Below are 23,894 nucleotides of genomic sequence, written 5' to 3'. Positions count from 1 at the left end.
CCGATGTCGGGTAAAGCGGTAAATCACTCCAGTCGCGTCAACGCCCGCTCGCGTCCGATCAACGGCAACAGCGCCGCCATGTCCGGCCCATGCGCACGCCCGGTCAGCGCAAGGCGCAGCGGCAGGAACAGCGCCTTGCCCTTGCGTCCCGTCTCCGCCTTCAGCGCGCCGGTCAGCGCCGCCCATGGCGCATCCCAGTCGATCGATCGCGCCACCCGTGCCGCCGTCGTCAGGAACGCGCGGTCCTCCGCATCGAACGCGGCCGGCTCGACCGGCCCCGTCACGACCCGCCACCAGTCGGCGGCATCGCCTACCCGGTCGAGATTGCCACGCACCGCGTCCCATGCCGCCGCGTCCATGTCCGCCGGCAAGGTCGCCGCCACCCGTTCGAACGGAAGCTGATGGACGATCCGCGTGTTCAGCTGCGCCAGTTCGGCCTCGTCGAACCGGGCCGGCGCGCGTCCGAACCGGGCAAAGTCGAACGTGTCGATCAGGGTCTGTCGATCGGTCACCGGCTCCACCGGATCGCTGGTCCCCAGCCGCGCCAGCAACGCCACCACCGCTTCCGGCTCGATCCCGGCGCCCCGGAAATGATCGATGCCGAGCGACCCCAGCCGCTTCGACAACTTGCCTTCGCTGCCGACCAGCAACGCCTCGTGCGCGAAAGTCGGCGGCGTTGCGCCCATCGCCGCGAACATCTGCATCTGGGTCGCGGTGTTCGAAACATGATCCTCGCCGCGCACGACATGCGTCACGGCCATGTCGGCGTCGTCGATCACCGACGGCAACAGGTACAGCCACGACCCGTCAGCCCGGCGCACCACCGGATCGGACAACAGAGCCCCGTCGAACCGCTGCGCCCCCCGTACCATGTCGTCCCATTCGATCGGCGCATGGTCCAGCCGGAAGCGCCAGTGCGGCGTACGCCCCTCGCCCTCCATCCGCGCGCGATCCGCATCGGTCAGTGCCAGCGCCGCGCGGTCATAGACCGGCGGCAACCCTCGCCCCGCCAGCACCTTGCGGCGCAGGTCGAGTTCCTCGGGCGTCTCATAGGCCGGATAGATCCGCCCGGCGGCGACCAGTTCGGCGAACACCGCCTCGTACCGGTCGAACCGCGCCGACTGCCGCTCCTCGCCGTCGGGCACCAGCCCCAGCCACGCCAGATCGGTGCGGATCGCATCGACGAACCGCTCTTCACTACGTGCAGGATCGGTGTCGTCGATCCGCAGCAGGAACCGTCCGCCATGCCGCTTCGCATACATCCAGTTGTGGAGCGCAGTGCGCAGATTGCCGATGTGCAGGTGCCCGGTCGGGCTAGGGGCGAAACGGGTGACGGTCATGGCGCGGCGTGTAGGCGGTGCCCGGCAGCGCGGCAACCGGATCAGCGGCGCGGCACCCCGGCGTCCGTCAGGATCGCCACCGCCTGCGCCAATTGTTCGTCGGACATTGCCCGGCGCGGAATGAAATAGGCGAGCAGATCGTTGCTGAAGATCAACAGGACGTCGCGCGCCAGATGCCAGTATGGAAACTCGTCCCACGGCAGCGCGATATCGGCACGCGGGCTGTGCTGCCGCATGCCCCATGCGTCGAAGATGGTATGATGTTCGTGGTGGAGCGTGCGCTGCTGCGCGAACAGCGCCCGCGAGCGACGCGGCAGGAACAGCCAGTTGACGAAAATACATGCCGCCAGTCCGACAACACCAGCGATCGCGCCACCGCTCGCGATCAGCGTCGCGATGTCTACCCGTTCCCCGGTAACGATCAGGAATGCCATCATCGCCGCCACCACGACCAACACTGCAATTCGGGTAACGAACCGCCGTGATCGCAACTGGCGCAGGTACATCGCCCGCTGCAACCGGACATAATCGTCCGCACTCGGCGTGAACGTGACCTCGACCATTCCTGCCTCCTTCGCGTCACATGGGTTTCACAAATCCTCTGCGCGCTCTATGGCGCGCGCATTACATTCCTCATGGATACGGGCGCACCCATGAAGCTGCTGGCGGGCAATTCCAACCTTCCCCTGTCGACCGCGATCGCGGACTATCTGGAAATTCCGCTGACGAAGGCCAGCGTGCGGCGCTTCGCCGACGAGGAAATCTTCGTCGAGGTGCTGGAGAACGTGCGCGGCGAGGACGTGTTCGTGATCCAGTCGACCAGCTATCCGGTCAACGACAACCTGATGGAAATGCTCATCATGATCGACGCGCTCAAGCGCGCGTCGGCACGGCGCATCACCGCGGTCATCCCCTATTTCGGATATGCCCGGCAGGACCGCAAACCCGGCCCGCGGACGCCCATCTCTGCGAAGCTGGTCGCCAATATCGTGACGGAGGCGGGGGCCGACCGCGTGCTGTGCGTCGATCTGCATGCCGGACAGATCCAGGGATTCTTCGATATCCCGACCGACAATCTCTATGCCGCGCCGGTGATGTCGGAGGATATCAAGACGCGGTTCGGCGAACATAATCTGATGGTTGTCTCGCCCGACGTCGGCGGCGTGGTCCGCGCACGCAGCCTTGCCAAGCGGCTTCACAACGCCCCGCTGGCCATCGTCGACAAGCGCCGCGAACGCGCGGGCGAATCGGAAGTGATGAACATCATCGGCGACGTCGAGGGACGCTTCTGCGTACTGATCGACGACATCGTCGATTCGGCGGGCACCCTGTGCAACGCCGCCGCCGCGCTCAAGGCAGCGGGCGCGGTTGGCGTCGTCGCCTATTGCACCCACGGTGTCCTGTCGGGTGGGGCGGTGGCGCGGGTCGAGGCGTCGGCGCTGGAAGAACTGGTCATCACCGATTCGATCGGCAACCACGACGTGATCGCGGGCGGCACGAAGACCCGCCACCTGACGATCGCCCCGCTGCTCGCCGAAGCCATCCGCCGCATCGCCGACGAAGCGTCGGTGTCGAGCCTGTTCGACTGACGGGCGCCGCCGGGATATGCACTTATCTAGCCCGGCGTAATCCCGGTCTTGGCGTGAGCATACCGGGTTCTTTCAGGGCCCATACTAGTCCCGCACGTCGCAACGCCAGCAACACCCACCATCCAGGATCGTGCTGGCCCGGCTCGACGCCCAGTCTCGCCGAGTCTGGCCATGCGTGGTGGTTCCCATGCCACGCTTCTCCAAAGGTGATAAGCGCTGCTGCTGACAGATCATGCCCCTGCACGGCGACCCCGTCGATGCTCCATCCCTGCGGCCCGCGTCGATGGGTGATGTGTCCGACCAGCCAATGCCCGGTCACGCCGACGGCCACGCGCACCGGGATGCCCCAGATCAGCCACGGCAGCCCGCCGACCCACAGGAAAAGTATCGCCCAGGGAAGCTGTTGCGCCATCCAGGTCCGTTCGAGAAAGCGCAACACCTTGTCGTCTCGCAATCGCGGCTCGAGATTGAACTGCGGCGGATGCGCAAGATCGAGGCGGCAGTGCATCTGCCACCACGCATCACGTAACAATGACGCGCGGTGCGCATGCAGGTCGTGGCATTCCGACTGACGCTGCGCCCAATCGCGGGTGTCATGCAACCGAACCATTCCCAGCGGCCCCGCCATGCCGACCAACGTACCGAGATAGGCTAGCACCCGCTCGAACCAGCGCGGCGCATCAAGGCTGCGGTGAATCAAAAGCCTGTGCAACCCAATCGAATGGCCGAGGCAAAGAGTGACGGCCGACGTGCAGAGCCAGAGCACCACCGCACCCGGCGTGACATATAATGGTGCCAGCACCACTGCGCATACCGTCATCCCCGATATCCAGAGCGAACGCGTCGGCGACCACCGCACATATCCCTCTCGTGCATCGCTGGACGGCAATGCCAGCATTCGATCCGTTGACAAACGGGCCATGCCTACACCCTTCGTTATTTAGGTATATTCCTAAATATGCGGTTCTGTTTGTCAATGCTTAGTTCATCGCCTAAATAATCTGGATGCAGCGCGTATTCGAAGCCCTTTCTTCATCCGTTCGGCGGCAGATGCTCGCCTATCTCGCTCACAGCGAACTGAGCGCGGGGGACATCGCGTCTCGCTTCGCCATGTCCAGACCGTCCATTTCCCAACATCTGACGATACTCGAGAATGCCGGTTTGGTGCGAAGCGACAAACGGGGGCAATTCGTCTTTTATCGGCTCGTTCCCGAAAGCCTGACGAACACCCTGCACGGCTTCGTTCAGGAGATCTGTCCGGTAGCGCGTCCGTTGAAGCGCGAGAGCATGGAACTCGCACGTGTGGCCAGAGACGAGCCACCGCAGTAAATGCGCGGTTTAAGTCGGAAGTGATAGTCCGCGTTTGCAACAACCGGTCTCGCGTCGAACGGTCGCCCGTACGCCCTACGCTACCCCGTCCGACACCAGCTTCGCGCCTACCGCGATCATCAGTACATAGATCGCGGTATAGAAGCGCTTCGCCGCGACCCGCCGCACCAGCCACACCCCGGCCAGCGTCGATGCGATCGCAACCGGCAACAGCACCGCCGCCGTGGTCAGGTTCGCACGCCCGAACTGACCCAGCGCAATATAGGCCGGCACTTTCAGCCAGTTGACCGCGCCGAAGAACAGCGCGGTCGTTCCGACCAGCACGTCGCGCTCCAGCCGGCGGGGCAGCACCCATAGCTGGAACGGCGGCTGTCCGGCATGGGCGACCTGGCTGGTGAAGCCGGACGCGACGCCGAACAACGTACCGACCCAGCCCGGCGAACGGCTGGCGGCAGGCATGCCGCGCCGTTCGACCCACAGCCGCCACAGCCCGAACACGATCGAGATCGCGCCCACGACCGCCAGCACCGCCGACGCCGGCACGGCGGACGCGAACCCATAGCCCAGCGCGATGCCCGCCACCGCACCGGGCAGCATCCATCCGAGTACCGGCCAGTCGACCGTGCGGCGGAACGCCCACATTCCCACCACATCCTGCACGATCAGGATCGGCAACAGGATCGCGGCGGCCCGCACCGGATCGACCGACAGCGCCAGCATCGGCAGCGACAGTGCACCCATGCCCGAAAAACCGCCCTTGGCCAGCCCGAGCAACACCACCGCCGGCACCGCAAGCGCGTAGAATGCCGGATCGTCGATCATCGCTCGGGCGGGCGACCGATACGGAACAGCGCCAGCACGCCGACCGCCGCCACCGCGACCAGCGCCAGCACCGCATAGGTCAGCGCCGCCAGCCAGCCCGCGACGTCGCGTAACGCATCCGCTTGGCGCAGCGTTGCCTCAACGATGGTCGGCTCGCGCGCTGCACCGGTGGTGAACGGTGCGGCGGCTTCGGCACTTACCGGGTCGCCAGTACGCGGATCGGTCGAAATAACGGGCGTGCCCACGTCGCTACGATCGGCAATGGCACCGCTGCCGTTCGTCGACATCGTCGCGACTGCGCCGACGATTGCCAGCGTCGCCAGAATCGCCAGCAGCCATGACAGCGCCCGGGCTTGCCACCCTTCCGCGTTCACGGATGGCTGACCGGATTCAGCGTGACGGCGGCGGGACGACGCACGTCGCGATTTACCTCCGCCTTCCAATCCCCGCATCGTGACAACATCGGAATATGGGAACGAGCCGGACGGTCTCGCTGTCCGACATAAGGGCACCGGACATGAGCGGCCCTCTCCCGTGGGCGGCCAGGCGCGGGATAGGGGTATCTTGCCATGTAGCCGATTGTGCTGGTGAACAGGGGGATGACGATTACCCGATGCATTGCACGACTATAGCGATCCGCGTTCTGAATGCGAAGGGATCTGGCAGCGACCGGTACGTTCGCCCCACCGACGCCCGCCAAATTTCACCAACGGAGCTTGCGACGCATTATCAATAAACATGTTTCGGGGTGGATTCTACCGGCTGCATGTGCTTTAGCGCGGCAACTTTGCAAACAACCACCCGAGAGGCGGAAGGCGGCAGCATGAACATCCACGAATATCAGGCCAAGGAATTGCTCGCGAAATTCGGTGTGCCGGTTCCCGCCGGCTACTCCGCCATGACCGTCGAGGAAGCCGTCGAAGCATCGGCGAAGCTTCCCGGGCCGCTCTATGTCGTGAAGGCACAGATCCATGCCGGCGGCCGCGGCAAGGGCAAGTTCAAGGAACTCGGCCCCGATGCCAAGGGCGGTGTCCGCCTCGCGAAGACTGCCGACGACGTGCGTGCGGCCGCGACCGACATGCTCGGCAACACGCTGGTGACGATCCAGACCGGCGATGCGGGCAAGCAGGTCAACCGCCTGTACGTGACCGACGGCGTCGACATCGCAAAGGAATTCTACCTCGCGCTGCTCGTCAACCGCGCGACCGGCCGCGTCTCGATGGTTGCCAGCACCGAAGGCGGCATGGACATCGAAACCGTGGCGCATGACACGCCCGAAAAAATTCATTCGATCGATATCGATCCCGCCACCGGGTTCCAGGGGCATCACGGCCGCGCCGTCGCCGCTGCGCTCGGACTGACCGGTGACCTTGCCAAGCAGGCCGCGTCGACCGCGTCGAAGTTGTACGACGCATTCCTTGGCACCGACGCCGAGCAGATCGAGATCAACCCGCTCGCCGTCACCGACGATGGCAAGCTGATGGTGCTGGACGCGAAGGTCGCGTTCGACGGCAACGCAATGTTCCGTCACAGGGATCTGCTGGAACTGCGCGACACGACCGAAGAGGACGCGATGGAGTTGGAGGCGTCGAAGTACGACCTCGCCTACATCAAGCTCGACGGCGACATCGGCTGCATGGTCAACGGCGCCGGCCTGGCCATGGCGACGATGGATATCATCAAGCTGAACGGCATGTTCCCCGCCAACTTCCTCGACGTGGGCGGCGGCGCCAACAAGGAAAAGGTGACGGCGGCGTTCAAGATCATTCTCGCCGATCCGGCGGTGAAGGGCATCCTCGTCAACATCTTCGGTGGCATCATGAAGTGCGACATCATCGCCGAGGGCATCGTCGCCGCCGCCAAGGAAGTGAACCTGTCGGTACCGCTGGTCGTCCGCCTCGAAGGGACCAACGTGCAGGCTGGCAAGGACATCCTCGCCAATTCGGGTCTGGCGATCGTCCCCGCGAACGATCTGGGCGATGCCGCCCGCAAGATCGTTGCCGAGGTGCAGAAGGCAGCCTGATCGATGGCGGTCCGGCGCTCGCCGGGCGGCTGGCGGCTGGCGCTGACCCTGATGAAGGGCGCGGCGGCGGGTGCGTTGCTGGCCACGGTGATCGTCCGGTTGTTTTGAACCGATGATCGATACAAAGGGGTTCGGACGGAAACGTCCGGGCCCTTTTTCGTTGGGTTGGCAAGGCGATCCGCAATTGGATCGCCCCCGGTCGTCGCAGCGCGCTGTATTCCCGTACCGGACTTGCGAAAACCACGCGAAACCGCCACAGAAACCGCCGATGCCGCCGTGCAAAGAGTTTTGAGAGGGAGTGCCCATGAAGGTGCTGGTGCCGGTCAAGCGCGTGCTTGATTACAACGTGAAGCCCCGGGTGAAGGCCGACGGAACGGGCGTCGACCTTGCCAACGTCAAGATGAGCATGAACCCGTTCGACGAGATCGCGGTCGAGGAAGCCATCCGCCTGAAGGAAAAGGGCGTCGTGACCGAGATCGTCGTCGTGTCGATCGGTGAGGAAAAGGCGAAGGACACGCTGCGCACCGCGCTGGCGATGGGTGCCGATCGCGCGATCCACGTCGTGAGCGATACGAAGGTCGAACCGCTGGGCGTCGCCAAACTGCTGAAGGCGATTGCGGACGAGGAGGCGCCGGGACTGGTGATCCTCGGCAAACAGGCGATTGACGATGACAACAACCAGACCGGACAGATGCTGGCCGCGCTGACCGGCTGGGCGCAGGGCACCTTTGCCAGCAAGGTCGAGCTGACCGGCGACCGGGTCGACGTGACGCGCGAGATCGACGGCGGACTGGAAACGGTATCGCTGGCGCTGCCCGCGATCATCACCACCGACCTGCGCCTGAACGAACCGCGCTATGCGTCGTTGCCCAACATCATGAAGGCCAAGTCGAAGCCGCTCGCGGCCAAGACCGCCGCCGATTACGGCGTCGACGTGACGCCGCGGCTGACGACCGTCCGGGTCGAAGAGCCGTCGAAGCGGCAGGCGGGCGTGAAGGTGGCCGACACCGACGAACTGGTAAGCAAGCTGAAGACGCTGGGAGTGGTCGCATGAAGACGCTGGTCTGGGTCGAACATGATGGCGGCACCGTGAAGGAATCGACCTTTGCCGCAGTAACGGCTGCCGCGAAACTCGGCGACGTCGACCTGCTGGTCGCCGGTTCGGGTGTCGATGGCGTTGCGCAGGCGGCGGCGGGGATCGCGGGCGTGACGACGGTGCTGGTGGCCGACGATGCCGCCTATGCGCATAATCTCGCCGAAAACGTCGCGCCGCTCGTGGTCGATTTGATGGGCGGCCGCGACGCGTTCGTTGCCGCCGCCACCACGACGGGCAAGAACATCGCGCCGCGAGTCGCCGCGCTGCTAGATGTGATGCAGATCAGCGAGATCCTGTCGGTCGAAGGGCCGGACAGCTTCACCCGCCCGATCTATGCCGGCAACGCTATCGCGACGGTGAAGACCGGCGATGCCAAGCTGGTGTTGACCGTGCGCGGGACCGCGTTCGACAAGGCCGCCGCCACCGGCGGATCGGCCACGATCGAAGCGGTGACGGCAGGCGGCGATCAGGGACTGTCGCGCTTCGTCGGGTCGGAGATCGCAGGATCGGAGCGCCCGGAGCTGACCAGCGCCAAGATCATCGTGTCAGGCGGTCGTGCGCTGGGATCGGAAGAGCAATTCCATGCTTTGATCGATCCGCTGGCCGACAAGCTTGGTGCGGCGGTCGGCGCATCGCGCGCGGCGGTCGATGCGGGCTATGCTCCCAACGACTATCAGGTCGGCCAGACCGGCAAGATCGTCGCCCCCGAAGTCTATATCGCCGTCGGCATTTCGGGCGCGATCCAGCATCTGGCCGGGATGAAGGATTCGAAGGTGATCGTCGCGATCAACAAGGACGAGGACGCGCCGATATTCCAGGTCGCCGATGTCGGGCTGGTGGGTGATCTGTTCACGCTGTTGCCGGAGTTGACCGCCAAGCTTTGAGGCGTGCAGCGCAGGCGGACGACGCGGGCTATGGTCCCGTGTCGTCCGCTTTCGCAACGGATGCGGGCCGACAGGAGCGCCCGTGCGGATGCCGCGACCGGTCCCGTTGCATCCCGCGATGCCTCGACCCCCGAAGCCGATCGGCCCGACTGCCGTTGTCGCAAGCGCTTTATGACCGGAACTCAGGCGGGTTTTTCAAACCCGTCGTCACGGTAGGTTCGGTGAACACCGCAAGCAGGCGATGGGATCGCCCGGTTCACATCCCGGATGGCCACCGCGACCGACGGACCCCATACTACCGGGCTTCGTCCCACGCCCAGCCCCTTACGCCTGCTGCCTCATCGCGCCGCGACCGGCAACGGCACTGCCGGATCGAGCGGGATCGCGACGCGCTTGGCGCGTTCGGCTTTCGACGGCCCGCCCTTCGCGCCGCGCACCACGTCGCCGATCAGCTTGCCGACATCCTTGTATTCGCCCGGTTCCTCGCAACAACTGGCCGGATCGACCAGCTTGCCCAGCGCGCGGATCGCGAACACGCCACCGCCGATCAGGTCGACACCGGTGGCGCAGCCTTGCGACAAGGTACCACAGGGCGACGCCGACGCCGCCATCGCGCCCCGCCCGTCGGCATAGGGGTTCGATGCCAGCGGCCGGTCCGGCGGACCACGATCGAGCGGCAGCGGCAGGCGCGGATCGGGCCGGTCGCCGCAGACCAGTATCTCGTCGTCCTGCGACATTCGCCGTTGCGACGCGCACGGATCGACAAGGATCGAAATCCGGTCTGGGGGCGGTGCGGCGGCGGCCTGGGCAGCGAACAGGAGCAGGGCGAGCATCGGCGGACCTCCGGGCAACGGATGCACAGCCAAGCACGCGCGACCGCACAGGTAAAGCGCTTGCCGATCGCCGCCACCGCGCGATAGCCTTGTCCGATGCTCGTTGCCCTGCTCCTCGCCGCGCAAGCGTCCGCGCCCATGCCCGGGTCATTGCCCGCGCAAACGCAGGCGTTCGCACCCGTGCCGTCGCGGCGTGATATCGCCCGTGCCGAACGGGTGCTGACGCGCACGCCGATCATCGACGGGCATAACGACCTGCCATGGGAGATTCGCGACGGCCATCACGGCGCGGTCGAGGCGGTCGACCTGACTGCCAATACCAGCCGGATCGACCCGCCGCTCCAGACCGACCTGCCGCGCATGGCGAACGGGCATGTCGGCGGACAGTTCTGGTCGGTGTGGATTCCCGCGACGATCACGGGGCCGGCGGCGGTGGAAACGACGATCGAGCAGATCGACATCGTTCATCGCATGATCGCGGCCAATCCGGCGCGGATGGCACTGTCGACCGGCGCGGCGGATATGGCGCGCATCGCGCGCGGCGGTCGCGTCGCGTCGCTGATCGGTGTGGAGGGCGGGCATCAGATCGACGGGCGGCTGTCGGTGCTGCGGCAGTATCACGCGTTGGGCGTGCGATATCTGACGCTGACCCATGGCAAGAGCGTCGGCTGGGCCGACAGTTCGACCGATGCGCCACGGGCAAACGGCCTAACCCCGTTCGGGCGACAGGTGGTGGCGGAGATGAACCGGCTGGGGATGCTGGTCGACGTCGCGCATGTCTCCGACGCGACGATGGCGGCGGTATTGGCGGTGACGAAGGCACCGGTGATCGCATCGCATTCCAACGCCCGCGCCGTCGCCGACCGGCCGCGCAACATCCCTGATGCGTTGTTGCGCGCGATCGGGGTGAATGGCGGGGTGGTGATGGTAAACGCCTATCCCGCCTTCCTGTCGGGCACGTGGAACGACTGGGACAATGCACGAATCGCCGCCGCAAGGGCGCTGGGCGTGCCGACCGATCGGTACGGCGGGCGTACGCCGGTGGCGTTGCGCGACTGGATCGCCGCCCATCCCGAACCGCACGTCACCGCCGCGACGATGGCCGATCATGTCGATCATATCGCCACGGTCGCAGGGCGCGCGCATGTCGGCATCGGTGGCGATTACGACGGTATTTCAGGCACGGGGCCGGAGGGAATGACCGGAGTCGACGGCTATCCGCTGCTGTTCGCCGAACTGGCGCGACGCGGCTGGTCCGACCGCGATCTGGCGGGGCTGGCGCAGGGCAATGTCCTGCGCGTGCTGGCCCGCGCCGAAGCGGTCGCGCGGTCGCTCAGCGCGATGCCGCCGGTCGACGCGACCGATCGCCCGTAAGGCCCAGCAACGCCGCACCTAGCAGCGCGGACAGCACCGACCCCGCCAGCACCCCGATCTTCACCTGATCGATCGCCGCCGCGTTCCCGGCAAAGGCAAGGCCGCCGATAAACAGGCTCATGGTAAAGCCGATCCCGGCCAGCGCGGCGATGCCCCATAGCTGAACCCAGCCCGCGCCGCCCGGCTGTCCGGCGATACCCGTGCGGACGGCCAGCCACACCGCGCCCAGCACGCCGACCTGCTTGCCGACGAACAGCCCGGCGGCAACCGCCAGCGGCAACGGCGCCCACAGGATCGACAGCGGCAGCCCGACGAACGCGACGCCGGCATTGACGAAGCCGAACAGCGGCACGATCGCGAACGCGACCCATGGATGCAGGATATGTTCCAGCCGATGGAGCGGGGAATCGACCGCCTCCGGCGCGCCGGGCGTCGGCTTGACCGGAATCGTCATCGCCGCCAGCACACCCGCGACCGTGGCGTGAATCCCCGACAGGAACACGCAATACCACAGCAATACGGCCAGCAGCAGATAGGGCGTCAACCGCATCGTGCCCCCGCGGTTGAGCGCAACCATCGTCGCCAGCACCACCGCGGCGCCGCCCAGCGCCACCGGATCGAGATCGCTGGTGTAGGCCAGTGCGATGATAATCACCGCCCCCATGTCGTCGACGATCGCCAGCGTCGTCAGGAACAGTTTCAGCGCCGCCGGCACGCGGCGGCCCAGCAATGCCATCACGCCCACGGCAAAGGCGATATCGGTCGCCGCCGGGATCGCCCATCCCTGCGCAATGCCCGGCGTACCGTGTCCGACCATCAGGTAGATCGCGGCCGGCAGCGCCATGCCGGCGACCGCGCCGATCACCGGCAGGCGGCGCTGTTCCCACGTCGCGAGGCGGCCATCGACCAGCTCGCGCTTGATCTCCAACCCGACGAGCAGGAAGAATACCGCCATCGCTGCGTCGTTGATCCACAGATGGATCGTCATCGGCCCATGGCGTGCGCCGATCACCGGGCCGGTGACCAGATGCAGCGCATGGAAATAGGCGTCGGCGGTGCCCGGCACATTGGCCAGCACCAGCGCGAGCGCGGAAGCCACCATCAGCGCGACGCCACCGGCGGCCTCGCTGGTAAGGAAACTGCGAAGGGCGGAGCGCGGACGGGTCATGCCCGTCCGCTACCAGATACGTCCCGCCACGGGGAAGATCGAAACGGTCAGTCGCGCAACAGGTCGTTGATGCTGGTCTTTGACCGCGTCTGCGCATCGACCCGCTTGACGATCACCGCGCAGTACAGCGCGGGCTTGCCGTCGCCGCCGCCGATCGATCCGGGCACGACCACCGAATAGGGCGGTACTTCGCCGCGAAACACTTCGCCGGTCGCGCGGTCGATGATCTTGGTCGATGCGCCGAGATACACGCCCATCGACAGCACCGCGCCTTCGCCGACGCGGACGCCCTCCGCCACTTCGGCCCGCGCGCCGATGAACGCGCCGTCGCCGATGATGACCGGATCGGCCTGCAACGGCTCCAGCACGCCGCCTATGCCAACCCCGCCCGACAGATGGACGTTGCGGCCGATCTGCGCGCACGACCCGACCGTCGCCCAGGTGTCGACCATCGTTCCTTCGCCGACATAGGCACCGATGTTGACGAAACTGGGCATCAGGATCGCGCCCTTGCCGATGAAAGCGCCCCGCCGCACGATGCTGCCTGGCACCGCACGGAACCCGGCTTCGCGAAAGCGATGCTCGCCCCATCCGCCGAACTTGCTCGGCACCTTGTCGAACCAGTTGGTCGTGCCGGGGCCGTCCATCACGACATTGTCGTTCAGCCGGAACGACAGGAGCACGGCCTTCTTCAGCCACTGGTTGACCTGCCACCCGTCGCCCACCGGCTCGGCGACCCGCGCTTCACCGCTGTCGAGCAGCGCCAGCGCGGCATCCACGGCATCGCGGACCTCACCCTGGGTGTGGACGGTCAGGTCGGCGCGGGCATCCCATGCGGCGTCGATCCGGGTGGCAAGGTCGGTCATGATTCCTCCACGAAGCGTAGCCACGCGACGATATCGTGCGTGGTGTAATCGATATGGTCGCGGGCGTCGCCCGGCCCCTGTTCGGACCCGTTGTCGACCCACAACGTCGTCATGCCGATCGCCTTGGCCGGCACGAGGTTGCGCGCCATGTCCTCGGCGAACAGCGCGGCATGCGGATCGACGTCCCACACCGCGCACAACCCGGCATAGGCGCTGGCCTGCGGCTTGGGGCGATAGGCGGTGGCGTGGATATCGTGGATGCCCGCGAAACTGTCCGACAGGCCCAGTCGTTCGAGCACGCGCCCGGCATAATCGATATCGCCGTTGGTGAAGACCAGCTTGCGACCCGGCAGCGCCGCCAGCAATCCCGGCAGCGCAGGGTCGGCGACCAGCGGCGACATGTTGATGTCATGGACGAAATCGAGGAAATGGTGCGGATCGATCGCGTGGTCGGCCATCAATCCCGACAGGGTGGTGCCGTGCGCGTGGAAATGCAGCTTCTGCACCTGGCGCGCTTCCTGCGGATCGCAGTCCAGCAGGTTGCAGATATAGGTGCCCATCCGCGCGTCGATCGCGGCGAACAGGTTACTCGACGCCGGATACAGCGTGTTGTCGAGATCGAAGATCCAGTCACGGACATGGGCGAGCGCAGGCAGCATCGGCGCGGGCTGTAGGGAAGCGGGACGGGCGGAGCAAGCGCCTGCCGGGAACGGTGCCGCCCGGCACAGGATCTACGACGGCCGTTCCGACAGAAGGAACGATTGCGGTTCCCCCCGTCGGGACCGACCAACGTCCGGTCGACATGCATCGGCACCGGCCCTGCGTTATCGCCCTCGCAACAGGTGCGGCAGAGGTGCAGTCCGGTGCGACTGGATGCCGATCCGCGTCAGGCGGCTTCGGTCGCCTCGATCCATCCGCCGCCCAGCACCCGCTCGCCCGCATACAGCACCGCCGCCTGTCCGGGGGCGACGCCATATTCGGGCGTGTCGAACACCAGCCGCCCGTCCGCCAGCGCCGCCGCCACCGGCTTCGCCATCGACCGCACCTTCGCGGTGACCGGACCGGCATGGTCGCCGCCGATCCAGTTGATCCCGGACAGCCGTGCCGCGCCGACCGCCAGCGCGGCGCGCGGCCCCACCACCAGCCGCTTCGTGGCCGGTTCCAGCCGCACGACGTACAGCGGTTCGGCCTGTCCGCCGATCTCGATCCCGCGCCGCTGTCCCACGGTATAGCCGACCAGCCCGCCATGCCGTCCGAGGACGTTCCCCGCCATATCGACGATCTCGCCGCCGTCGTTCGCCTCCGGGCGCAGCTTGCGCACCAGCCCGGCATAATCGCCGTCGGGGACGAAACAGATATCCTGGCTGTCGGGCTTGCCCGCGACGCCCAGCCCCAGTTCGGCGGCGATCTCGCGCACCCGCGCCTTGGGCATCCCGCCCAGTGGAAAGCGCAGGAAATCGAGCTGGTCCTGCGTCGTGGCGAACAGGAAATAGCTCTGGTCGCGCGCCGGATCGACCGCGCGGTGCAGCTCGGCGCCCTCTGGCCCCACCACGCGCCGGATATAATGACCGGTGGCAAGGCAATCCGCGCCCAGATCGCGCGCCAGCCGGAACAGATCGGTGAATTTCGGCCCCATGTTGCACTTCACGCACGGGATCGGCGTGCGGCCCGCCAGATATTCGTCGGCGAAGTCGTCGATCACCGTCGCGCGGAAGCTGGTTTCGTGATCGAACACGTAATGCGCGATGCCCAGCCGGTCGCACACCGCACGCGCATCGCGAATGTCGCGGCCGGCGCAGCACGATCCCGCCCGCCCCACCGCCGCACCATGGTCGTAGAGTTGCAGCGTGACGCCGATCGTCTCCGCCCCCGTCGCGTGCGCCAGCGCGGCGACGACCGAACTGTCGACCCCGCCCGACATCGCCACGACGATGCGGCGGGCGGACGCGGGCGATTCGATCTGGAACAGGTTGGTGGTCATGATCGGGCCAGATAGGCGCTTGCACGAGACGTTGCAAAAATATGCGTCTATTTACCGGACCTTCAACACTTATGGTGCACGAACCGTATCGGATACGTCATATTGGCGTGTCGATGCCGGGACAATGATGTGGATTTGAGTTTCGCCCGCCTCGATCGCGGGACCGCCATCACCGCCCTGCCGACCGATCTGGCGGTGCTGCTCGCCGCTGTGACCGGGCGGCAGGCGGCGACGCGCACCGCGCGATTGCAGACGCGGCTGGCATGGAAGCGCGCCACCGTATCGCTGATGCACCCGGCCGACGGTGCGTTCGACGGCTGGACCGCCGCGCTGCTGGCGGCATCCGCCACCACGGAAACCCCGTTCGGCACCGATCGTAACGGTTCCGCAACGTGGATGAAGACCATGTTTACCTCGCCGTTTTAGCGATGTTCAATCACCTTCACCTAAGACCGGGTACACAGGTTTCAGGGGGCATCAGCCCCGGCTCCGAGGTCCAGTATGATTGAGAACCAGAAAATCCGTCCGGCAAAAGTTATCGGCCCCCTCGGCGAACCGCTGACGGTCGATTCGCTTCCGCCGCCCGACACGACCCGGTGGGTGGTGCGCCGCAAGGCGGAGGTCGTGGCAGCGGTCAATGGCGGGCTGTTGAGCGTGGACGACGTGTGCCGGCGGTACAATCTGTCGGCGGAGGAGTTCGCCACGTGGCAACGCGCGATCGATCGGTCGGGTATGCCGGGCCTGCGCGTCACGCGGATTCAGCATTACAAGACGCTCTACGAACGTCAGCAATCGAAGTACTGATCCAAATAGTCAAAACGGAGGCGGAACAAGCCAGCGTTAAAAGAGTCTTTCCCTCAGTACGCCCGGGACGAACAAGTGACTGGCGCGCATTGATTTAACGGAGGGAAGTGACATGGGATTCATCATCTGGCTCATCGTAGGCGGCGTCGTTGGCTGGCTGGCGAGCATCATCATGCGCACCGACGCGCAGCAGGGCATCATCCTCAACGTCGTGGTCGGCATCGTCGGCGCGGTGATCGCAGGCTTCGTGACCGGTGCGAACATCAACAACGGCGTCACGGTGATGAGCTTCATCTACTCGCTGATCGGCGCGGTCGTGCTGCTGGCGATCGTGAACCTCGTCCGTCGCGGGTCGGTGCGCTAAGCATCTGACCGCTTCGGCGACGTGAACAGGGCCGTCCCGTATGGGGCGGCCCTTTTTCGTGCCTCGCGTCGTGCTATCCGCTCGCCAGTTGCGCGATCGACGCGCGCATCACTGCGTGCAGGCCGTCGCTGGCATAGACCAGTTCGCTGTTACCCGTGCCCGCCAGCCCCAGTCGCAACAGGCGCGACCCGAACCCGCGGCGGCTCGGCTGCTCCATGACCGGCGGACCACCGCGTTCGTGCCATTCCATCGTCAGCACCTGATCGTCGTCCACCCGCCAGTCGAGCGCCACCGATCCGGTCTTGTTCGACAATGCGCCATATTTGACCGCATTGGTGCCCAGTTCGTGCAGGATCAGCGCCAGCCCCAGCGCCGCGCTCGCGCCCAGCGCCACGTCCGGTCCCGACAGCGCGATACGATCGTCGCACCCGAACACGGCAATGACCTGTTGCGCGGTCGTGCGCATGTCCGCCGCCATCCAGTTGCGCTGGACCAGCACGTCGTGCGCGACGCCCAGCGCCTGCAACCGTTGCTCGAACGCATCCAGCGGTGCGCGATCGACCGATCCCCGCAACGTTTGCGACGCGATCGCCTGCACCACCGACAAGGTGTTCTTCAACCGGTGCGCGAGTTCGTGGACCAGCAGGTCCTGCCGCGCCTCCGCCTCGACCTGCGCCACTCCGACCTCTACCCGGTCCGCCACCTTGCGCAGGAACGTCACCTCGTCCGCCGTCCAGCGGCGCGGCGTCGTGCTGTGCACCAGAAAGATCGCGGCGATCCGGCCATCGCGGCGCACCGGCATGTTGATGAGCGCGCCGACCCCTTTGTCCAGCATCGCGGCGGGGTCGGCGGCGGTGCGCGGATCGGTGCGTGGATCGTCGATCACCAACGCTTCCCCGCGGGCCAGCCCGTCGCGCAGGTCGCCATAATCGGCGAAACGATGCCGTCCGGCGATCGAGACGACGCCATGCGCCGTCCAGTCGGGCTCGATCTCGACATGTTCGACCCCGGCGTCGATCCGACCGAATCCGGCGCGGTCGACGCGCAGCGTTTCGCCGACCAGTGCCGATGCAACGCGTGTTACGTCGGCGACGTTGCGACAATCGCGCAACGCATCGCCCAGATCGACGAGTGCAGCCTGCCGCGTCGCCGCAGCGACTTCCTCCGTCGTATCGTGCAGGATCACGCCGAACCGTTCGCCCTCGATGCGGAAACAGCGTCCCCGAAACCAGCGGCGCAACCGGGGGGCGTGATGCACGAACCCGACCGGGTCACCCGTCGCGATCAGTCGGTGGAGGTCGTCCGCCCAATGCGCGGGGGCATGGTCGTCCAGTCCGCGTCCGGTGCCCGCCAGCATCGTGGCGCGATCGAACGCCGATAGTGCGAACCACGCCGGGTTCGCATCCAGATAGCGCCAGTCGATGACTTGCCCGGCAGTGTCGCGGATCACTTCGCCCACGGCAAACCCGTCGCCGATATTCTCGAACACGCGTTGCCAGCGGCGTTCCTCGCCCGACAGCATCGCTTCCGCGTCCGCCGCACGCGCCAGTCCGGCATCGCGCTCGTGCAGCGACCGGCGCAGCTCCATCGTCGTCCCAACCTGCCGCGCCAGCCGCATCAGGGTATCGCGCTGCACGTCGGTCAGTCCGGCGGGGCGCGGTTCGACGTCGAGCACGCACAACGTTCCCACCACCGTGCCGTCGGCGACGCGCAACGGTACGCCCGCATAGAAACATACCCCCGGATCAGCGGTCACCAGCGGATTGGCGACGGTACGTGGGTCGGCGGACAGATCGGGGATGACCAACAGGTCGGGTTCGTTCAGCGCGTGAATACACAGTGCGCGGTCGATGTGCGTTCCCCGCAGGTCGGTGCCGACACGCGCCGTGAAGGTCTGGTATTCAGCGCCGATGACGGTGATCAGCGCGATCGGTGCGTCGCATGCACGCGCCGCCAGCACGACCAGATCCTGTTGTGCCGGATCATTACCGTCGCACGCCAGACCATAGGCATGGATCGCGGCCAGCCGCCGGTCGCGCCCGGCCGAATCGCCAGCCGAATCGAGTGTCGCCCCCATGTCCGCCGCCCCCCTGCCGGCAAAGTGACGGATAGCAACCGGCCGCGCGGGACACAAGGGTCGCGCCACTTTGGCACGACCCTTGCAAAACTATTTTAACGCAGGTCAGTTCACGCGTCGGCTGTCGACTTGACCCGATTCGCGAAACTCTTGCGCAGCTTTTGCAGCTTGGGCGGGATCACGGCAATGCAGTACGAGTTACGCTGCCCTTCGCCGTCCCAATATTCCTGATGATACCCCTCTGCCGGATACCAGGTCGAAAGCGGTTCGATCGTCGTCACGAAGCCCGCGCCGCGTTCGACAGCGGCCCGGGCCGCCGCTTCCTGTTCGGCCGAATACGGAAAGATCGCCGACCGATATTGCGTGCCGACGTCGTTGCCCTGCCGGTTCAGCTGCGTCGGATCATGCGTCGCAAAGAAGATTTCGAGCATGTCGCCATATCCGATCACCGACGGATCGAACGTCACGCGGATCGCTTCGGCATGGCCGGTATTGCCGCCGCACACCTGCTTGTAGGTAGGATGCTCGACCGATCCACCGATATAGCCGCTCTCGACGCGCTCCACGCCGATCACGTCGCGGAACACCGCTTCGGTGCACCAGAAACATCCGCCGGCAAAGGTCGCCTCTTCGGTAGCCATTACGTAATCTCCTTCGTACATGACGACATAGGCGCGCACGGCGCAGGTACAATGCGACAGGGGACGGGAATGGGCGACGGCAAGGTTCTGGTGACGGGCGGCGCAGGCTATATCGGCAGCCATGCGGTGCTGGCGTTGCTGGATGCGGGGCATGACGTCGTGGTGGTCGACAATCTCGTCACCGGGTTCGACTGGGCTGTCGATCCGCGCGCCGCGCTGGTCGTCGCGAACATCGCCGACGATGCGGCGATCCGTGCGGCGATCCGCGAACATGGCGTCTATGCGATCCTGCACTTCGCCGGGTCGGTGGTGGTGCCTGAATCGGTCACCGATCCGCTCAAATACTATCGCAATAACACTGCCGCCTCGCGCAGCCTGATCGAAAGCGCGGTTGCCGAAGGCGTGCGCCACATCATCTTTTCGTCCACCGCCGCGACCTATGGCATTCCCGAAATGGTGCCGGTGCGCGAGGATGCGCCGAAACAGCCGATCAATCCGTACGGCATGTCGAAGCTGATGACCGAGATCATGCTGGCGGACATCGCGGCGGCGCACCCGATCAACTATGCCGCGCTCCGCTATTTCAACGTCGCGGGTGCCGATCCGCAGGGACGAACCGGCCAGTCGACGGCGGGCGCTACGCATCTCATCAAGGTCGCGGTCGAGGCCGCGATCGGCAAGCGCAGCCATGTCGGCGTCTATGGCACCGATTTCGCCACGCCCGACGGCACCGGGGTGCGCGATTACATCCATGTCAGCGATCTGGCGGCAGCGCACGTCCATGCGCTCGACCTGCTGGTCGCCGATCCGGCGAAGAGCCACACGATGAACGCGGGCTATGGCCGTGGCTATTCGGTGCTGGAAGTGCTCGACGCCGTCGACCGCGCGACCAACCTGACGATCGATCGCCGGATGGAGGGTCGCCGCGCGGGCGATCCCGACGCGCTGGTCGCCGACAACAGCACGATCCTCGCCACGCTGCCATGGCGGCCGCAACATGCCGATCTGGACAAGATCGTGGCGGATGCGCTGGCTTGGGAACGCAAGCTGGGCGACCGGCAGGGATAAGGGCGTACGGCGCGGCATTGGCCGGGTGTGCCTGGGGACTCGGGCGCCGGTGGCGCTGGCGCTGGGGCCGGCCCCCGCCCCCGCCCCCGACGTCATCCCAGCGAAAGCTGGGATCTCCCGTTGGAAGCGCAACGCACAAACGCCAGCGATCCCAGCTTTCGCTGGGATGACGTTTCGGGGAGGGCGGCGCAAACCGCGCTGACCGCGCTGACCGCGCTGACCGCGTCAGAAATCCGGCAGCACCTGATCCGCCACACCCCACCCCGCCAGCAACCGCCCGTTCGCACGGTCGATCAACTCGGCCGCGTCGCGGATCGTCCATCGTGCGGCCGTGTCGATCGCGTCGAGTTCGCTCCACGCGACCGGTGCGGCGACCGGCGCACCGGCGCGGGCGCGCGCCGAATAGGGCATCACCGCGGTACTGCCGCGCTGGTTGCGCAGCCAGTCGATGAAGATGCGTCCCTTGCGCTTCGCCTTGCTCATGGTCGCGGTGAAGCGGTCCGGCTCGGCCTGCGCCAGCGCGCGCGCAAAGCGATCGGCGAAGTCCTTGACCGCCGGCCACTGCGCCTGCGGCGTCAGCGGCACGACGACATGGATACCCTTTCCGCCCGACAGCATCGCGAAACTCGCCAGCCCGAGGTCGGCCAGATGCCGCTTCACTTCCACCGCAGCGCGCTTCGTATCGGTGAAATCCAGCCCCTCGTCGGGATCGAGGTCGAACACCAGCCGGTCGGGCCGCTCGACATCGCCGATCCGCGCGCCCCATCCGTGGAATTCGATCGTCCCCATCTGTACGCACGCCATCAGCCCGTCGGCATCGCGGATGTAGAGATAGGGTTCGGCGGAATCGTCCTTCCCGACGATATCGATCTTGCCCACTGCATCGCCGAAGCTGCCGGCATCGTGTTTCTGGAAAAAACACGCCTTGCCCCGGCCCTGCGGACACCGGACAAGGCTGATCGGTCGTTCGCCTGCCCACGGCAACAAGAGCGGCGCGACCGTTTCCACATAGCGCGCCAGATCCCCCTTCGTCAGCGCATCGCCGGGAAAGATCACCCGGTCGGGACTGGTGATGCGGTGATGCGTCGTCCCGCCCGCGACCGGATCGGGCGTTTCCAGCACTACGTCCGCCGCCGACTTATCGCCGCGCAGGCCGATGAAGCTCGCGTGGCGCACGATCCGGTCCGCGGTGAACTCGGCGAAGGCGACCTCGGCGACCAGCGTCGGCGTGACCCAGTGCGCACCCTTCGCGACCGGACGCGGCACCTCGACCGGCGGCGTCTTGCGCGACAGCCGGTCCAGCCGTTCGCGCAGATCGGCAATCGTCGCCGCTTCAAAGCCGGTGCCGACCTTGCCGGTATAGACCAGCCCGTCGGGGCCGTTGACCGCCAGCAACAACGACCGCAATCCGCGCGTCGCAGCGGTGCTGGGCAGCCAGCCGACGATCACGAACTCCTGCCGCCGGATGCATTTGACCTTCACCCACGCCTTCGTCCGGGTGCCGCGATAGGGGGCGTCGACCTGTTTCGACACTACGCCTTCATACCCCTCGTGGCACATCGCCTCGAACAGCTTTTCGCCCGCGCCGATGACGTGATCGGAAAACGCGACGCACGGATCGTCTGCAGGGATCGACGCCCGCAACCGTTGCTTGCGCTGGACCAGCGAAAGGTCGCGCAGGTCCTCGCCATCGGCCATCAGCAGGTCGAACGCGAAGAACCGCATCGGTCCGCCTTCATTGATCGCGGCCTGCAACGTCGAGAAATCGGGCCTACCATCGCGCAGCGCCACGACCTCGCCATCGATCAACAGACCGGGCGGCAGCGCGTCGGCGGCGCGCGCCACGTCGGGAAACTTCGCCGTCCAGTCCAGCCCGGTGCGGGTGTACACGCGCGCGCCGCCCTTGCCGGTGGCGATCAGCGCACGATAGCCGTCATACTTCACCTCATGCAGCCATGCGTTGCCCGCCGGAACGGAATCGACCAGCGTCGCCAGCTGCGGCTCGGCAAAGGCCGGTCGCGCAGCGGCGGCGCGGGATCGTCCGGCGGCAGGGGGCGGGGGTTTTCCTTTCCCACGGTCACTGCGCGCGCTCCCGCGTCCTCCCGCCTTGCGGCTGTCTGAAACAGCTTGCCCCGCCGCGATCTCGTCCATCGTCCGCCCGGTCTTGACGCTGGTCAGCATCGTCTCGGTCAACACGTCGGGTCCGCCCGCCGCCGCATCTTCGATCTTGCGCAGCAACCAGTTTTCCCGCTTCTCCTTCGCGCGCGGTTTCAGGCGGATCAGCAGCCATTCGCCGCGCATCCGCTGTCCTTCCAGCACGAAATGCAGATGGCCCTTCTCGATATCCTTCGCCGATTTGCCCGCGACCGGTGCCCAGGTGCCGTCGTCCCACAGCATGACGGTGCCGCCGCCATATTCGCCCTTCGGAATCGTCCCCTCGAAATCGCCGTAGGACAGCGGATGATCCTCGGTGCGTACCGCGAGGCGTTTTTCGCCCGGATCGATGCTCGGGCCGCGCGTCACCGCCCAGCTTTTCAGGACACCGTCGACCTCCAGCCGGAAATCATAGTGTAGCCGTGTCGCATCGTGCTTCTGCACGATGAATCGGTTGCCGTGACCGGGGGCCAGCGTCCCCGCCGGCTCGGCGGTCTTCGCGAAGTCGCGCTTGGCGTTATAGGTCGCCAGCGGATCGGCGCGATCAGGCACGTTTGCGCGCCGCCGGCTTTTTCGCAGGCGCTTTCTTGGCCGCCGGTTTCTTCGCCGGTGCCTTGCCGGGCTTTTCCAGCGATTTCTTGAGCGCGGCCATCAGGTCGACGACATTGCTGCCGCTCGGGCGCGCGTCGTCGTCCTGCGTGTCGACGATCTTGCGCCCCTTGGCCTTTACCTTCCGCTGGATCAGGTCCTTCAGCGCGTCCACATACCGGTCGTGAAATTCCTGCGGATCGAACGCCGCCGTCTTTTTCGCGATCAGCGTTTCGGCAAGGTCGAGCAGATCCTCGTCCGGCTTGGTATCGGGTATCTCCCGAAAATAGCTCTGCGCCTTGTTCACCTCGTCGGCATAGCGCAGCGTTTCGAGCACCAGCCCGCGCCCGCATGGTTTCAGACTGACGACATATTCGCGTCCGCGCAGTGCCAACTGGCCCAGTCCGACCTTCTTCGTGCGCTTCAACGCCTCGCGCAGCACGATGAACGCTTCCTCCGCCAGATCGTCGGCGGGCACGACGAAATACGGTTTCTCGTAATAGATCACGTCGATTTCATGCGCGTCGACGAACTGTGTCAGCTCCAGCGTCTTCTTGGACTCCAGCTTGACCGCGTCGATCTCGTCCTGTTCGAGCAGGACATATTCGCCCTTCTCGATCTCATAACCCTTCATGATTTCGTCGGTATCGACCGGACCGATGCCCGCGACCGACTTCTCATACTGGATCGGCTTGCCGCTGGGTTCGTGGATCTGGCGAAAACTGACCGCCGCGCCCGATTTGCTGGCGCTGTAGATCTCGACCGGGATCGAGACGAGCGCGAGGCGGATCTGCCCCTGCCAATATGCCCGTGCCGCCATGTCGCCGTCCCCTTGTTGCGCAAGCGATTCAATTCGCGGTAGAAAAAACCGTTCCATGGCCGGACGTGCGTTG

At 66.0% G+C, this 23,894-nt stretch carries 24 protein-coding genes; 10 read left to right on the top strand and 14 right to left on the bottom strand.

Annotated elements, in window-relative coordinates:
• Positions 1–23 precede the first annotated feature (23 nt).
• Together gltX and IFT55_RS15295 are read right to left on the bottom strand one after the other, a co-directional pair.
• Positions 24–1,340: a glutamate--tRNA ligase gene (gene gltX / locus IFT55_RS15300; protein WP_192093225.1), complete on the bottom strand. Its 1,317-nt coding sequence runs from the start codon at positions 1,338–1,340 to the stop codon at positions 24–26.
• Positions 1,341–1,381: 41 nt separating this feature from the next.
• Positions 1,382–1,903: a YcxB family protein gene (locus IFT55_RS15295; RefSeq protein ID WP_192093224.1), complete on the bottom strand. Its 522-nt coding sequence runs from the start codon at positions 1,901–1,903 to the stop codon at positions 1,382–1,384.
• Positions 1,904–1,993: 90 nt separating this feature from the next.
• On the opposite strand from IFT55_RS15295, the gene IFT55_RS15290 reads away from it, so the two are divergent.
• Positions 1,994–2,929, top strand: a complete 936-nt coding sequence (locus IFT55_RS15290) for a ribose-phosphate pyrophosphokinase (protein ID WP_192093223.1) — start codon at positions 1,994–1,996, stop codon at positions 2,927–2,929.
• Between the two features lie 22 nt (positions 2,930–2,951).
• On the opposite strand, the gene IFT55_RS15285 is transcribed toward IFT55_RS15290, so the two are convergent.
• On the bottom strand, positions 2,952–3,851 hold the full coding sequence (locus tag IFT55_RS15285) for an acyl-CoA desaturase (protein ID WP_192093222.1): 900 nt from the start codon (positions 3,849–3,851) through the stop codon (positions 2,952–2,954).
• Positions 3,852–3,934: 83 nt separating this feature from the next.
• Here IFT55_RS15285 and IFT55_RS15280 point away from each other — a divergent pair, with 83 nt between their 5' ends.
• A complete protein-coding gene (locus tag IFT55_RS15280; protein ID WP_192093221.1) occupies positions 3,935–4,258 on the top strand; it encodes a metalloregulator ArsR/SmtB family transcription factor in 324 nt (107 codons plus the stop codon).
• A gap of 75 nt (positions 4,259–4,333) precedes the next feature.
• Here the strand turns inward: IFT55_RS15280 and IFT55_RS15275 are convergent, their stop codons facing one another.
• Both IFT55_RS15275 and IFT55_RS15270 read right to left on the bottom strand, forming a co-directional pair.
• Complete coding sequence (locus IFT55_RS15275; protein ID WP_192093220.1) at positions 4,334–5,080, bottom strand: sulfite exporter TauE/SafE family protein; 747 nt, start codon at positions 5,078–5,080, stop codon at positions 4,334–4,336.
• On the bottom strand, positions 5,077–5,454 hold the full coding sequence (locus IFT55_RS15270; protein ID WP_192093219.1) for a hypothetical protein: 378 nt from the start codon (positions 5,452–5,454) through the stop codon (positions 5,077–5,079). The genes IFT55_RS15275 and IFT55_RS15270 overlap by 4 nt, the downstream gene beginning before the upstream one ends.
• 449 nt (positions 5,455–5,903) lie before the next feature.
• Between IFT55_RS15270 and sucC the strand changes: the two genes are divergently transcribed.
• The 3 genes from sucC to IFT55_RS15255 all read left to right on the top strand — a co-directional run bounded on the left by sucC (position 5,904) and on the right by IFT55_RS15255 (position 9,083).
• Positions 5,904–7,103, top strand: a complete 1,200-nt coding sequence (gene sucC / locus IFT55_RS15265; RefSeq protein ID WP_192093218.1) for an ADP-forming succinate--CoA ligase subunit beta — start codon at positions 5,904–5,906, stop codon at positions 7,101–7,103.
• 304 nt (positions 7,104–7,407) lie between these two features.
• Entirely contained in the window at positions 7,408–8,157 is a 750-nt protein-coding gene (locus IFT55_RS15260; protein ID WP_192093217.1) for an electron transfer flavoprotein subunit beta/FixA family protein, read from the top strand.
• Positions 8,154–9,083: an electron transfer flavoprotein subunit alpha/FixB family protein gene (locus IFT55_RS15255; RefSeq protein WP_192093216.1), complete on the top strand. Its 930-nt coding sequence runs from the start codon at positions 8,154–8,156 to the stop codon at positions 9,081–9,083. The genes IFT55_RS15260 and IFT55_RS15255 overlap by 4 nt, the downstream gene beginning before the upstream one ends.
• A gap of 338 nt (positions 9,084–9,421) precedes the next feature.
• Here the strand turns inward: IFT55_RS15255 and IFT55_RS15250 are convergent, their stop codons facing one another.
• The gene (locus IFT55_RS15250; RefSeq protein ID WP_192093215.1) at positions 9,422–9,916 is read right to left on the bottom strand and encodes a hypothetical protein; all 495 of its coding nucleotides are present in this window, start codon (positions 9,914–9,916) and stop codon (positions 9,422–9,424) included.
• Positions 9,917–10,054: 138 nt separating this feature from the next.
• Here IFT55_RS15250 and IFT55_RS15245 point away from each other — a divergent pair, with 138 nt between their 5' ends.
• The gene (locus IFT55_RS15245) at positions 10,055–11,290 is read left to right on the top strand and encodes a dipeptidase (protein WP_192093214.1); all 1,236 of its coding nucleotides are present in this window, start codon (positions 10,055–10,057) and stop codon (positions 11,288–11,290) included.
• Here the strand turns inward: IFT55_RS15245 and nhaA are convergent.
• The 4 genes from nhaA to mnmA form a co-directional block, all read right to left on the bottom strand.
• Positions 11,250–12,458 (bottom strand): Na+/H+ antiporter NhaA, encoded by a 1,209-nt coding sequence (nhaA, locus tag IFT55_RS15240; protein WP_192093213.1) that lies wholly within the window; start codon positions 12,456–12,458, stop codon positions 11,250–11,252. The genes IFT55_RS15245 and nhaA overlap by 41 nt on opposite strands.
• Before the next feature lie 47 nt (positions 12,459–12,505).
• A complete protein-coding gene (dapD, locus tag IFT55_RS15235; protein ID WP_192093212.1) occupies positions 12,506–13,324 on the bottom strand; it encodes a 2,3,4,5-tetrahydropyridine-2,6-dicarboxylate N-succinyltransferase in 819 nt (272 codons plus the stop codon).
• A complete protein-coding gene (locus IFT55_RS15230; RefSeq protein ID WP_192093211.1) occupies positions 13,321–13,983 on the bottom strand; it encodes a pyrimidine 5'-nucleotidase in 663 nt (220 codons plus the stop codon). Before IFT55_RS15230 ends, dapD begins: the two co-directional genes overlap by 4 nt.
• Positions 13,984–14,210: 227 nt before the next feature.
• Entirely contained in the window at positions 14,211–15,305 is a 1,095-nt protein-coding gene (gene mnmA / locus IFT55_RS15225) for a tRNA 2-thiouridine(34) synthase MnmA (protein ID WP_192093210.1), read from the bottom strand.
• A gap of 135 nt (positions 15,306–15,440) precedes the next feature.
• Here mnmA and IFT55_RS15220 point away from each other — a divergent pair, with 135 nt between their 5' ends.
• From IFT55_RS15220 to IFT55_RS15210, 3 genes are all read left to right on the top strand, one after another.
• Complete coding sequence (locus IFT55_RS15220; protein WP_192093209.1) at positions 15,441–15,731, top strand: hypothetical protein; 291 nt, start codon at positions 15,441–15,443, stop codon at positions 15,729–15,731.
• A gap of 75 nt (positions 15,732–15,806) precedes the next feature.
• Positions 15,807–16,109 (top strand): CtrA inhibitor SciP, encoded by a 303-nt coding sequence (sciP, locus tag IFT55_RS15215; protein ID WP_192093208.1) that lies wholly within the window; start codon positions 15,807–15,809, stop codon positions 16,107–16,109.
• A 112-nt stretch (positions 16,110–16,221) separates the two neighbouring features.
• Complete coding sequence (locus IFT55_RS15210; protein ID WP_192093207.1) at positions 16,222–16,473, top strand: GlsB/YeaQ/YmgE family stress response membrane protein; 252 nt, start codon at positions 16,222–16,224, stop codon at positions 16,471–16,473.
• A 73-nt stretch (positions 16,474–16,546) separates the two neighbouring features.
• Here IFT55_RS15210 and IFT55_RS15205 read toward each other — a convergent pair whose 3' ends face one another.
• Entirely contained in the window at positions 16,547–18,550 is a 2,004-nt protein-coding gene (locus IFT55_RS15205; protein ID WP_192093206.1) for a GAF domain-containing protein, read from the bottom strand.
• Between the two features lie 110 nt (positions 18,551–18,660).
• Entirely contained in the window at positions 18,661–19,191 is a 531-nt protein-coding gene (gene msrA / locus IFT55_RS15200) for a peptide-methionine (S)-S-oxide reductase MsrA (protein WP_192093205.1), read from the bottom strand.
• 69 nt (positions 19,192–19,260) lie between these two features.
• Here msrA and galE point away from each other — a divergent pair, with 69 nt between their 5' ends.
• Entirely contained in the window at positions 19,261–20,259 is a 999-nt protein-coding gene (gene galE, locus IFT55_RS15195) for a UDP-glucose 4-epimerase GalE (protein WP_192093204.1), read from the top strand.
• A gap of 225 nt (positions 20,260–20,484) precedes the next feature.
• Here the strand turns inward: galE and ligD are convergent, their stop codons facing one another.
• Together ligD and ku are read right to left on the bottom strand one after the other, a co-directional pair.
• Positions 20,485–22,965, bottom strand: coding sequence for a DNA ligase D (gene ligD, locus IFT55_RS15190; protein WP_192093203.1), 2,481 nt, complete (start codon positions 22,963–22,965; stop codon positions 20,485–20,487).
• Entirely contained in the window at positions 22,958–23,821 is an 864-nt protein-coding gene (gene ku / locus IFT55_RS15185) for a non-homologous end joining protein Ku (RefSeq protein WP_192093202.1), read from the bottom strand. Before ku ends, ligD begins: the two co-directional genes overlap by 8 nt.
• Positions 23,822–23,894 lie beyond the last annotated feature (73 nt).

Source organism: Sphingomonas sp. CFBP 13720 (genome assembly GCF_014842075.1).
GTDB lineage: Bacteria > Pseudomonadota > Alphaproteobacteria > Sphingomonadales > Sphingomonadaceae > Sphingomonas.
The sequence above is the reverse complement of the archived record's forward strand: the minus strand, read 5'-3'. Positions and strand labels throughout refer to the sequence as shown.